Origin of the sequence: Aeromonas sp. BIGb0405, assembly GCF_024807335.1 — a bacterium.
Classification (GTDB): Bacteria; Pseudomonadota; Gammaproteobacteria; order Enterobacterales; family Aeromonadaceae; genus Aeromonas; species Aeromonas rivuli.
The window spans coordinates 128,040-139,122 of sequence record NZ_JANUEP010000007.1 but is presented as its reverse complement, the minus strand read 5'-3'; the positions used below and the strand labels follow the sequence as shown (position 1 = coordinate 139,122).

The following is an 11,083-nucleotide window of genomic DNA, read 5'->3' as shown; positions in this document are numbered from 1 at the left end:
AGCCCACTTCACTGTGAAGCTAGCTCATCAGTCCGGCGTGTTGTGCCGTGCTGGTAGGGGCGCATTATAGGGATGGCAGCCGCGCTGGCAAGGCTTTTCTCATCCAAACAGCGCGACCGCGCACTTTTTAGCCTCAAACCATCAAAAGCGCCGAATTAGCCGACATTACGCCGAATCTTTATCCGATTCATGCTGGCGTGCTTCTATATAGCTAAGCCAGCGCTCGGCGCGTACCTGCCAGGCCGTGCCACCTTCGGCTTTAAGCTCCTGAGCCAGCACCATGGCTTTCGAATATTGCTCTTGATTCAGCAGGGCTTGTACCAGCTGGGCCTTGACCCTGCGTCCCTGCTCGCTCCGGTTTTGCCCGCTAGCCGCCAACTGACTCATGGCGGCCTCGGTTTTGCCTCGCAACAGCAGAAGTTCCGCTGCCCGTAAACCCGCATCGCTCTGGGAGGGCTGTCGGGCCAGGGTCTGCCAGCTCTCGATGGCCTTGGGCCACTCTCTCGCGCCTTCCCAAAGCTGGGCAAGCAGGCGCTGATTTTCCGGGCTCTGCTTGAGCTGTCCTTTTTTCATGGCGTTTTCCAACAAACGGGCGCCGCGATAGGGTAATCCTTGCCAGGCATACAAGCGGATCAGTTGGCTCCGGGTATCCACATCATCCATCAGCTTGCGGTCTATGGCTGTTTGCAGCAACGCCAGGGCCTGCTCGCCCCGTTTGGCGGAAAGATTGAGGGCCACGGCCTGTTGCCACCAGCGTTGCTCGGTCGGTTCACGGCGGATCAGCTCGCTGGCCTGGTCGGCCGCCTGGGAATAACGCTGCAAGGCAGTCAGGGCCGATAGCCGGATCAGGGCCACCGGTTTTTGCCACCCCTTCTTGAGCAGCTGATCGCTCTGGCTAATAGCCTCTGCGTACTGTTTGTTGTGGTAGTAGAGACCCGCCAGGCGCAACCTGAGCTCGTCACTTGGCTGCTTGGCAAGCACGGCCTGGTAGCTGGCAATGGCGCCACGCCAGTTGGATTGCTGAGCTTGAATATCGCCATGCAGGCGCAGCAGTTGGAGCCGTTGTTGCTCCGGCCACTCTTTATAGGTCAGAGCCTGCTCCACATAACGGCTCGCCTGGGCCGTCTGTTGCAAGTTGGCAGCCAGGGAGGCATTGAGCTGAGCCAACCAGGCCTGCTCAGCCTCGGAGCCAGGCTTGAGTTCCCGTGCCCGGCTCTGGGCCTGCTGGAACTGGCCGGACTGATAGAGCTTGAGTACGGGGGCCAGCTGGCGGGAGAAGAGCGGGCTCACCTCCATGGCCCAACTGCCGGCGCTCACCAGGGCCAACAGGCAGATCCAGATCCGCAACATAGTCATGACTCCAACTTGAACTTGAGGGTGATCACCTGGGGCAACTTGTCACTCGCCCCGGGTCTTGGCTGATAACGCCACTTGCTCACCGCCTGGATGGCGGCTCGCTCGAACTGACGCCTGGGTTTGGCCTCGACCACGGTCACATCCTGTACCCGTCCCTGGGCATCGACCGCGAAACTCAGGGTCACGAAACCCTCTATACCAGCCTGTTGCGCCCGGTAGGGGTAGGCAGGCTCGATGCGCTGCAGCGGGGTCAAAATGTCACTACTGCCAACACCGCCCAGCTGACCATGGGGATTCCCCGCTGCCACGGCAGCCGGTGCTGGCGCGGCCAGTACACCGGGGGCGGCAACCTGCACAGGACTCAGATCAGCCACCAGATCCAGGCTGGGTTGTACCGAAGGCAGAGGGGGCGTTACCGGGGTGGGCATGGGGCTCAGGGAGAGGGCGGCCGGGGGTTCGGGCAGGGGCTCGGGTTTAGGCGGGACAGGGCGCTCTCGCTGCGCGACCTCGCTCTGCTCCGTCTGCATCCGGATGACGATAGGATCCTGTTCATCGCGCTGGCTGCGCTCCTTGGGTGGCTCGACCAGGGCGGCCATGAACAGCAATATCCCCAGGCTGAGCAGCAGACCCAGCCCCAGGCTCATCAGCTTGAACTTCATGGGGCAGACACCGCTACCGCTATGCTGGTGATCCCGGCGGCCTTGGCCTCATCCATCACCCTCACCACCTTGCCATGGGGCACACGCTCGTCAGCCTGGATCACCAGGCTGGCCTCGGGCTGTTCGGCCAACATGCGCGCCAGGCTGGCTTGCACCCGCTCTATGTCTACCGGCTTGCGATCCAGGTAGATCTGACCCTGTTCACCGATGGCCAACATGATGCTGGAGGACTTCTGGGCCTTGGCATTGCTCGCTTGGGGACGATTGACCTCGAGCCCGGCTTCACGCACGAAAGAGGTGGTCACTATAAAGAAGATCAACATGATGAAGACGATGTCGAGCATGGGGGTCATGTCTATCTGCACTTCATCACGCACGCGCTTGGATTGGCGTCTCATGGTAATACCTTCTCTTCGCGCAGTCCGTCCCGGGTTTGTGCCAAGGCCCGTTTGGCCTTGCTGTCGAGACGACTGAGTAACAATACGCCGAGCAAGGCAACGACCATGCCCGCCATGGTGGGTATGGTGGCGCGGGAGATGCCGCCGGCCATGCTCTCTGGATTAAAACGGTTGGCTGCCGCCAGGGTGTCGAACACCCCTATCATGCCGGTCACTGTGCCAAGCAGCCCCAACATGGGGCAGAGCACGACCAGGGTGCGGATGATGATCAGATGGCGACCGAGCTCCAGCTCGGCCTGAGCCAGCCAGCGACCACGGATGGCGCGGGCATGCCAGCTGCTTTGTTCCGCTCTGGCCTGCCAGTCGGCTTGCAGACGGCGCTGCAATGCGCCATAGCCCAGATTGAGATACAGCAACCGCTCAATGATCAGGATCCACATCAGCGCCAGCATGGCCAGTATGACCCAGAGCACAGGGCCACCTCGGCCCATGAAGCTCTGCAACTGATGCCAGATGTCGAGCATCATGCCGCGCGCCCTTCCCGTATTTCGCCTTCGGCACGCTCGGCCAATATGCCGGCCACTTGCTGCTCCAACACATTGGAGAGCTCGACGAAACGCGACTGCAGCAAGCTATGGGAGAGGATGAGCGGTATGGCTGCCACCAGCCCCATGACGGTGGTGATCAGCGCCATCGAGATGCCACCGGCCATGATCTTGGGATCGCCGGTACCGAACTGGGTGATGGCCTGGAAGGTGCCAATCATGCCGGTCACCGTGCCGAGCAGACCCAGCATGGGCGCCAGGGCGGCGATCACCTTGACCATGCCCAGCCCCCGCTCGAGGCGCGGCGTCTCCTGCAAGATGGCCTCATCCAGCCTCAGCTCCAGGGTCTCCATGGCGATCTCCGGGTGCTTGTCCGCGACCAGCAGTACCCGGCCGAGGGCGTTGTCCGCATGATAGTCACCGCTAGCCAGCTGACGACGCACCCGGCCCAGCTCGCGAGAGAGGCTCCACAGCCGCACCGCGGCGATGCCCAGGCCGATCAGGGCCAGCAGTATGATGATGGCGCCCACTTTTCCTCCCTGCTGCAGCTGCTGCCAGAAACCAGGGGCCTGGGCCTGCATGGCAAGCAGGACGCCATGGGAGGGATCGAGCGGTACGGCCTCGCCCTCCTGACCCTGGTATGCATGGGCGGCACGATTGAGACTGGCGGGCAGACCGAGCACAGGAGTCAGGCCATCTGCTTCCACCTGGAGCAGACCCTCTTTCCCCAGCAACATGAAGCTGCCGATGCGGGTCACCGGCTGGCGGCTGGCGGCGCCCTGGCCATCCAGCACATTGGCGTCGAAGCGGGTAACCTGGCCCGATCCGGTGATCTCTTGCATCAGTAGACTTGGCAGTTGAGCCAGGGCGGTGCGGTCCGGCACATCCTGCTCCTTGCTCATCTGCTGCAAGGGTTGCAAGCGATCGCCATATTGACCCTGAAGCGCCGAGCCACCGAGCAACCTGGTCGCGTCGTTTGCTCCCTGGCGGGCCACGGCAAAGACCTCGTCCATGTCGCTGGCCGCTTGCTGCCACTGGGATTTCAATTCACCCAGCTTTTTCTCATTGTCGGCAAATTCACTCGCCAGCTGCTTGCTCTGCTGCTGGGCGGCACCCAGCCGGGCACGGGCGCTCGCCAGGGTCTTGCTGACCTCACCAAGATCCTGACTCGCTTGTTGTTCGCGGGCCTGCTCCTGTGCCTGCCAGTCTTCATTGGCCAACGCTGGCTGCATCATGCCCAGTGTCAGAGCGACAAGAAGGGGAAGTTGTCTCATGACTGGGTCTCCTGCAGAGCCACGGAGAGCGGCAGTTGCAACAACTGGGGGACGCCCTTCTCTTTTGCCATGGCGAATGCCTCGCCGAGCGGGCTCAGCCACTGTTCATCCAGCGCCAGCCATGCTTTCTGTTGTGCCGACCAGCGCCAGGCCAGGCTGTGATCCGCCGTCATGGCGAGCAGGGCCACCCGGCCCACGGCCAACACCTCGACCCGGCGCGGCGTGCCATCCAGGGTCAACTCGGCCGAATAGGCATCGAGCCGGTTACCGTATTCGGCCTCGATCTGATAGGCCTGCAACAGTTGACGAAATTTCTCCGCCTCGCTCACGTCGCTGCGCGCCAGGGTCGCTTTCAACCCCTGCACCCGTGATAACCGCTCCTCCTTGCGCAGGGGAATATCATCTTGCACCAGCGACGCCAGGTCGCTCTGCATCTTCAGCATCAGGGGAATAAGGCCCTGACGGGTCTCTTCCACCGCGCCGAGCTGGGTATTGAGGCGAGTCAGCTCCTTGCGCTGATCGGCGACCAGAGACTGCATATAGCTGTTGTAAGCCTCGAGGTCGCGCAGTTGCAATTCGGCATTCTGCAACTCCTGGCGAGCGGCGAGGGCGGCATCGGCCGCTTTCTCCACCCGCAGCTGGGATGCTTGCCCGGCGGCAATACTCGCCTTGAGAGCAGGCTTGACCAGTTCATCGGCAGAAACTGACAAGGAGATCGATAATGGCAACAGGGCCAGACACCATAACTTGTTCATGAAATAGATCTTATCAATGATAACTATTCTCATTATTTCAAATCATGGGACCAGTAGCAATCGACATCAGTCCTTGGCCTAGGGGGAAAAAAACAGGATAATTTTTAGACAAACACGGGATGTACTGGCGTTGGTAGAAGCAACACCACATTTATAACTAAAAAATATCTTTTCGATCAGCAAGATAGGGATCGAAAAAGGAGAGAAAGATGTTTAACGACGCCATATGGGAACACATAGACAGGTTTACCAGGGCCAAGAAAACAAGCGACATCCAGCAGCTTCTGGAACGTTTTAGCCACCAGATGGGCTTCGATTATTTTCGTTTGCTGATTATTTTTCCCATCAGCATGCAAAAATCCCACGTCGCCCTGTTCAATAATTGCCCAACCAGCTGGTTCAATGCCTATACGGAAAAACAGTTCCTGACTCAGGATCCTGTGGTGCATCTTGGCCTCAAACAGACTCAGCCCATCTTCTGGAATCAGCTTGATTGCACCTCTCCCTGGCTACCCAGCGCCAGTCAGGAAGTGATGAACCTGGCCGCCGACTTCGGCGTTCGTAACGGTGTCTCCTTTCCGCTGCACACCCCCCAGGGTGAACACGGCATCCTCTCCTTTATTACCAAGGAAAAATCCGATTCCGAGCTGATGTTCGACAACGTGCCCATGCTCTCCTTCTGTGCCAGCTACATCTTCAACTCGGCCCTGACCCTCATCAAGGCCAGACCGGATCTGATGAAGTATCTGACCGAGCTGTCGGACCGGGAGAAGGAGTGCCTGTTCTGGGCCAGCGAGGGCAAGACCTCCTGGGAGATAGCCACCATACTCGGCATCAGCGAACGGACCGTCAATTTCCACCTCAATCAGGTGACCAACAAGACGGACTCCAAGAACCGCAGTCAGGCCATCGCCAAGGGGATCTCCAGCGGCATCATTGTGCCCTCCCTGACCGATGTGACCATCACCAACCTGCGGCTGTCGTAATCTGTTCAGCAGCAACAAAAAGAGCCGCATTTGCGGCTCTTTTTCATGGGATCATCTTTGGCTTATTCAACCGTAACCGACTTGGCCAGGTTGCGCGGCTGATCCACGTCCGTGCCCTTGATGAGGGCGACATGGTAGGAGAGCAGCTGCAAGGGCACCGTGTAGACGATGGGGGCGATCGCCTCCTCGACATGGCTGAGGTTCATCACCCGCATGGTCTGGTCGCTCTTGAAGCCGGCGGCCGCATCGGCGAACACATAGAGAATGCCGCCACGAGCGCGCACCTCTTCGACGTTGGACTTGAGCTTCTCCAGCAGATCGTTGTTCGGCGCCACCACTATGATGGGCATCTCGGCATCCACCAGCGCCAGCGGGCCATGCTTCAGCTCACCGGCCGCATAGGCTTCGGCATGGATGTAGGAGATCTCTTTGAGCTTGAGCGCCCCTTCCATGGCAATGGGGTATTGGCTGCCGCGACCCAGGAACAGGCTGTGGTGCTTGTCGGCAAACTCTTCGGCCAGGGTTTCGATCTCCTTGGCCAGCGCCAGACTCTCCTTGATGCGCTGCGGCAGGGTCTTCAGCGCCTTGACCAGCTCAGCCTCGGCGGCGGCACTCAGGTTGCCACGGCAATGACCGATGGCGGTCACCAGCATCAGCAGGCCGGCCAACTGGGTGGTGAAAGCCTTGGTGGAGGCGACGCCAATCTCGGTACCGGCCCGGGTCATGAAGGCGAGATCCGATTCCCGCACCAGGGAGGAACCCGGTACGTTGCAGATCGCCAGGGAGCTCATGTAGCCGGACTCCTTGGCCAGACGCAGGGCGGCCAGGGTATCGGCGGTCTCGCCGCTCTGGGACAGGGTCACCAGCAGGCTGTTGGGGCGCACCACCGACTTGCGATAGCGGAATTCGGAGGCGATCTCCACGTCGCACGACACCCCGGCGATCTCTTCGAACCAGTAGCGGGCCACCATGCCGGAGTTGTAGGAGGTACCGCAGGCGATGATCTGGATGTGCTCGACCTGGTCGAAGATGGCGCGGGCGCCATTGCCGAACGACTCGACCACCACATGATCGCTGCCCAGCCGCCCTTCCAGGGTGTTGGTGATGGCCTTGGGCTGCTCGTAGATCTCTTTGAGCATGTAGTGGCGGTACTCGCCCTTGTCACCGGCGTCGTGGGAGAGCTCGGATTCCAGCTCCTCGCGCACCACGGCGTTGCCCTGGGTATCGAAGATGTGCACGTCACGGCGGGTCACCTCGGCCACGTCACCCTCTTCCAGGAAGATGAAACGACGGGTCACCGGCAGCAGCGCCATCTGATCGGAGGCGATGAAGTTCTCGCCGATGCCGCGACCGATCACCAGAGGGGAGCCGGAGCGGGCCACCACCACCCGGCTGTCGTCACGGCTGTCCATCACCACTGTGCCGTAGGCGCCGCGCAGCTGCTTCACCGCGACTTGCATAGCCACCAGCAGGCTGGGGGCGGATTTCAGTTCGTGGTGCACCAGGTGAGCGATCACCTCGGTGTCGGTGTCTGAGCTGAACTCATAGCCCAGCCCCTGCAACTCGGCCCGCAGCTCTTCGTGGTTTTCGATGATGCCATTGTGCACCACGACGATATGCTCGGAGACATGGGGGTGGGCATTGCGCTCGGAGGGCTCGCCGTGGGTCGCCCAGCGAGTGTGGGCGATGCCGGTACCGCCATGGACGGACTGTTCGTCCAGCGCCTTGGCCAGCTCGGCCACCTTGCCCAGACGGCGCACCCGTTGCAACGGGTGCTCGCTGCTGAACACGGCCACACCGGCGGAGTCATAACCGCGATACTCGAGACGGCGCAGGCCTTCCACCAGAATTTCAGCCACATCACGTTGGGCGACTGCCCCGACGATGCCACACATAGACTTCTCCTTAAAATTGAATTGTTAACAATGGGATGAGCTGGCGAGCGTCAGCCTGCGAGGGGGGCGCAGATCAGCGTCACCCCTTTGGATTCGAGTAGTTGCCGGGTCTCGTCGGCCAAGTCTTCGTCCGTCACCAGGGTATGGATTTGCGCCCAGGGCAACTCCAGGTTGGGGATCTTGCGGCCTATTTTTTCTGACTCGACCATGACGATCACCTCCCGCGACACCTCGGCCATCACCCGGGACAGGCCCACCAGCTCGTTGAAGGTGGTGGTGCCCCGCTCGGGATCTATGCCATCGGCGCCGATGAACAGCTGGTCGAAGTCATAGGAGCGCAACACCTGCTCCGCCACCTGGCCCTGAAAGGACTCGGAGTGGGGATCCCAGGTGCCGCCGGTCATCAGCAGGGTGGGTTCGTTCTCCAGCTCGCGCAGGGCACCCGCCACATTGAGGGAGTTGGTCATGACGATGAGGCCACGCTTGTTGCCCAGCATGGGGATCATGGCGCTGGTGGTACTGCCGCTGTCGATGATGATGCGATTGTGATCGCGGATCCGGTCGGCAGCTGCACGGGCGATGGCCAGCTTTCGCTTCGAAACTTGTTCCGGGTTATCCGTCACGACCATCTCGCTCGGTAGCGGCACGGCGCCCCCATAACGACGCAGCAGCAGACCGCCAGTTTCCAGCACCGCCAGATCCTTGCGGATGGTCACTTCCGAGGTGGAGAAGTGCTTGGCCAGGGTATCGACGCTCACTTCGCCCTGCTCTTGCACCAGGGTCACTATGGTGTGGCGGCGCTGTTGAGTGTTTCGTTTTGTCATCTCTAAGTTTCGATTCGAAAGAATGGCGGGATATTAGCAAGCTTTGCGGGAAAAACAAGCGGACAAAATAGGATCCCCATCACTTAGCTGCCAAAATAGACCGGCAGAGAGTGAGAGGATCCCATGCACAAGAGATTGATATGGTTGGTAGAAGACGAAGCCAACATCGCCGACACCCTGATCTATGCCCTGCAGACCGAGGGGTTCGAGGTGATCTGGTTCAACCTGGGCGAGACCATGTTGGCGCGACTGGAACAGACGCAACCTGACTTCCTGATCCTGGATGTGGGTCTGCCCGACATCAATGGCTTCGAGCTGTGCAAGCGGGTGCGGGCGCACAGCGACACCCCGCTGATGTTCCTCACCGCCCGCAGCGAGGAGATAGACCGCTTGATCGGGCTGGAGATTGGCGCCGATGACTATGTGGCCAAGCCGTTCTCGCCCCGGGAGGTCTGTGCCAGGGTACGCACCATCTTGCGCCGCAGCGAGCGGCAGCCCCCCTCACAGGCCAATGGTTTGCTGCTGGATGAGGAGCGGGCCCGCATCTGTTTCCACGGTCAGCCCCTGAGCCTCACCCGCTACGAATACCTGCTGCTCAAGACGCTGATGCAGGCGCCGGGTCGGGTCTACTCCCGCCAGCAGTTGATGGATCGGGTGTGGAGCGGGGCCGAAGAGAGCCTGGATCGCACCGTCGATACCCATATCAAGACCCTGAGGGCCAAGCTGCGGGAGCGGGATCCCGATGCCAATCTGATCCTGACCCACAGGGGGCTGGGTTACAGCCTGGAGCTGGCATGACCGATGTGCATGGGACTGCAACTGCCGCGCAGCCTGGGCTGGCATTAAATATGAGACACGAAATATGACCATTGAACGGCAACAGCCCGATCACCGGGATCTGCCATGAGAACAATAGAACGGCAACTAGCTTGCTGTCAGGGACGGGTATGAGGATTGGACTGCAACTGCTGGCCGGGCTGCTGCTCATCTTCGCCCTGGCCGCCTGGTTTGTACTGGAGATCTTCGTCGAGGAGATCAAGCCCGGGGTGCGCAGCGCCGCCGAAGATACCCTGGTCGACATGGCCCAGATACTGGCCCCCCTGGCCCTGGACGATTTGCAGGATGGCAAGATGGCCAATGGGCGACTGGCCCATGCCTTCACTCGCCTCAACCAGAGCCCCATCAATGCCCTGATCGACGGCCACCTCAAGCAGCAGGCCGAGTATCGCATCTATGTTGTTGATGCTAATGGCAGCGTTATCTACGACTCCTCTGGCCAGGATCTGGGCAAAGACTACTCCCGCTGGAACGACGTCCACCTGACCCTGCGCGGTCAATATGGCGCCCGCAGCACCCGCAGCGACCCGGACGATCCCACCAGCTCGGTGATGCACGTGGCGGCGCCGCTGCGCGAAGGGAATAAGATACTGGGCTCCCTCACCGTCGCCAAACCCAATCACACCCTGCTGCCGATGATAGAGCGTGGTGAGCGCCAGCTATTGCAGGCTGCCGCCCTCATGCTATTCATCGCCCTGCTCATCGGCGCTCTGCTGGTGTGGTGGCTCAACCGTTCCATCCGCAAGCTGGAAAGCTACGCCCAGGCGGTCAGCCAGGGGGAGCCGGCCCAGTTGCCCCATCTATACAGTCTGGAGCTGGACAGGTTGGGGCGTTCCCTCGAGACGATGCGCCGCCAGCTCGATGGCAAGCGTTACATAGAGCAGTACGTTCACAGCCTGACCCATGAACTCAAGAGCCCCCTGGCCGCCATTCGCGGGGCGGGAGAGCTGCTGGCGGAGGCGCCCCCTGCCGAGGTCGCGACTCGATTCATCAACAATATCAATCAGGAGTCGACCCGGATGCAGCAGCTGATCGAGCGCATGTTGCAGCTCGCTCGCCTCGAGTCGGGCCAGGAGCATGAACGTCAGGCGGTGGATCCGATGCAGCTGGGGGAAGGGGCGGTGGCGGCGCGCCAGATAGTGGCCGACAGGCGCGGCATCACCCTCAGCCACCGCCTCAAACCAGCCCAGCCACAACGCTGGGATCGACTGCTGGTGGGGCAGGCGCTGGGCAATCTGATCGACAATGCCCTCGACTTCAGTCCAAGCGGAGGCCTGTTAGTGATAGAGGGCGAACCGGTGCAGGAGGGTTACCGCTTCCGGGTCAAGGATCAGGGGCCTGGCATCCCGGATTTCGCCCTGCCGCGCATCTTCGAGCGCTTCTACTCCCTGCCCAGGCCAAACGGCGCCAAGAGCAGCGGCATAGGGCTCAGCTTCGCCGCCGAGGTGGCCCGCCAACATGGAGGCAGCCTGACGTTGCACAACGGCCAGCAAGGCGGGGTACTGGCCGAACTCTGGCTGCCCAGCCATGGTTAACCCCTGAGCCAAGCCTCGG

Annotated in this window: 11 protein-coding genes; 3 read left to right on the top strand and 8 right to left on the bottom strand. The window is 61.0% G+C overall.

The window, feature by feature from the left end; genetic code table 11:
* Positions 1–165: 165 nt before the first annotated feature.
* From M2366_RS15675 to M2366_RS15650, 6 genes are read right to left on the bottom strand one after another with little or no spacing between them, the layout of a single operon-like run.
* The gene (locus M2366_RS15675) at positions 166–1,350 is read right to left on the bottom strand and encodes a tetratricopeptide repeat protein (protein ID WP_259270131.1); all 1,185 of its coding nucleotides are present in this window, start codon (positions 1,348–1,350) and stop codon (positions 166–168) included.
* A gap of 2 nt (positions 1,351–1,352) precedes the next feature.
* Positions 1,353–2,015, bottom strand: a complete 663-nt coding sequence (locus M2366_RS15670; protein ID WP_259270130.1) for an energy transducer TonB — start codon at positions 2,013–2,015, stop codon at positions 1,353–1,355.
* The gene (locus tag M2366_RS15665; RefSeq protein WP_042044032.1) at positions 2,012–2,413 is read right to left on the bottom strand and encodes a biopolymer transporter ExbD; all 402 of its coding nucleotides are present in this window, start codon (positions 2,411–2,413) and stop codon (positions 2,012–2,014) included. Before M2366_RS15665 ends, M2366_RS15670 begins: the two co-directional genes overlap by 4 nt.
* A complete protein-coding gene (locus M2366_RS15660; protein WP_042044031.1) occupies positions 2,410–2,940 on the bottom strand; it encodes a MotA/TolQ/ExbB proton channel family protein in 531 nt (176 codons plus the stop codon). The genes M2366_RS15665 and M2366_RS15660 overlap by 4 nt, the downstream gene beginning before the upstream one ends.
* On the bottom strand, positions 2,937–4,232 hold the full coding sequence (locus tag M2366_RS15655; RefSeq protein WP_259270129.1) for a MotA/TolQ/ExbB proton channel family protein: 1,296 nt from the start codon (positions 4,230–4,232) through the stop codon (positions 2,937–2,939). The genes M2366_RS15660 and M2366_RS15655 overlap by 4 nt, the downstream gene beginning before the upstream one ends.
* Positions 4,229–4,987 carry a DUF3450 domain-containing protein gene (locus tag M2366_RS15650; protein WP_042044046.1) on the bottom strand — a complete coding sequence of 253 codons (759 nt, stop codon included), beginning with the start codon at positions 4,985–4,987 and terminating at the stop codon, positions 4,229–4,231. Before M2366_RS15650 ends, M2366_RS15655 begins: the two co-directional genes overlap by 4 nt.
* Positions 4,988–5,196: 209 nt before the next feature.
* Here M2366_RS15650 and M2366_RS15645 point away from each other — a divergent pair, with 209 nt between their 5' ends.
* Positions 5,197–5,973 (top strand): LuxR family transcriptional regulator, encoded by a 777-nt coding sequence (locus M2366_RS15645; protein ID WP_224431630.1) that lies wholly within the window; start codon positions 5,197–5,199, stop codon positions 5,971–5,973.
* 62 nt (positions 5,974–6,035) lie between these two features.
* Here the strand turns inward: M2366_RS15645 and glmS are convergent, their stop codons facing one another.
* Together glmS and M2366_RS15635 are read right to left on the bottom strand one after the other, a co-directional pair.
* Positions 6,036–7,868, bottom strand: a complete 1,833-nt coding sequence (gene glmS, locus M2366_RS15640) for a glutamine--fructose-6-phosphate transaminase (isomerizing) (protein ID WP_042044027.1) — start codon at positions 7,866–7,868, stop codon at positions 6,036–6,038.
* A gap of 50 nt (positions 7,869–7,918) precedes the next feature.
* Positions 7,919–8,692, bottom strand: a complete 774-nt coding sequence (locus M2366_RS15635) for a DeoR/GlpR family DNA-binding transcription regulator (protein WP_224431631.1) — start codon at positions 8,690–8,692, stop codon at positions 7,919–7,921.
* Positions 8,693–8,815: 123 nt separating this feature from the next.
* Here M2366_RS15635 and blrA point away from each other — a divergent pair, with 123 nt between their 5' ends.
* Together blrA and blrB are read left to right on the top strand one after the other, a co-directional pair.
* On the top strand, positions 8,816–9,490 hold the full coding sequence (gene blrA / locus M2366_RS15630) for a beta-lactam response regulator transcription factor BlrA (protein ID WP_259270128.1): 675 nt from the start codon (positions 8,816–8,818) through the stop codon (positions 9,488–9,490).
* Between the two features lie 149 nt (positions 9,491–9,639).
* Positions 9,640–11,064 carry a beta-lactam sensor histidine kinase BlrB gene (gene blrB, locus M2366_RS15625; protein ID WP_259270127.1) on the top strand — a complete coding sequence of 475 codons (1,425 nt, stop codon included), beginning with the start codon at positions 9,640–9,642 and terminating at the stop codon, positions 11,062–11,064.
* Positions 11,065–11,083: the final 19 nt, after the last annotated feature.

Excerpts from the sequence above, each read along its gene's own strand:
- blrB (WP_259270127.1), top strand. The coding sequence starts at position 9,640 with ATGAGGATTGGACTGCAACTGCTGGCCGGGCTGCTGCTCATCTTCGCC.
- M2366_RS15665 (WP_042044032.1), bottom strand. The coding sequence starts at position 2,413 with ATGAGACGCCAATCCAAGCGCGTGCGTGATGAAGTGCAGATAGACATG.
- M2366_RS15635 (WP_224431631.1), bottom strand. The coding sequence starts at position 8,692 with ATGACAAAACGAAACACTCAACAGCGCCGCCACACCATAGTGACCCTG.
- M2366_RS15675 (WP_259270131.1), bottom strand. The coding sequence starts at position 1,350 with ATGTTGCGGATCTGGATCTGCCTGTTGGCCCTGGTGAGCGCCGGCAGT.
- M2366_RS15655 (WP_259270129.1), bottom strand. The coding sequence starts at position 4,232 with ATGAGACAACTTCCCCTTCTTGTCGCTCTGACACTGGGCATGATGCAG.
- blrA (WP_259270128.1), top strand. The coding sequence starts at position 8,816 with ATGCACAAGAGATTGATATGGTTGGTAGAAGACGAAGCCAACATCGCC.
- M2366_RS15650 (WP_042044046.1), bottom strand. The coding sequence starts at position 4,987 with ATGAACAAGTTATGGTGTCTGGCCCTGTTGCCATTATCGATCTCCTTG.
- M2366_RS15645 (WP_224431630.1), top strand. The coding sequence starts at position 5,197 with ATGTTTAACGACGCCATATGGGAACACATAGACAGGTTTACCAGGGCC.
- glmS (WP_042044027.1), bottom strand. The coding sequence starts at position 7,868 with ATGTGTGGCATCGTCGGGGCAGTCGCCCAACGTGATGTGGCTGAAATT.
- M2366_RS15670 (WP_259270130.1), bottom strand. The coding sequence starts at position 2,015 with ATGAAGTTCAAGCTGATGAGCCTGGGGCTGGGTCTGCTGCTCAGCCTG.
- M2366_RS15660 (WP_042044031.1), bottom strand. The coding sequence starts at position 2,940 with ATGATGCTCGACATCTGGCATCAGTTGCAGAGCTTCATGGGCCGAGGT.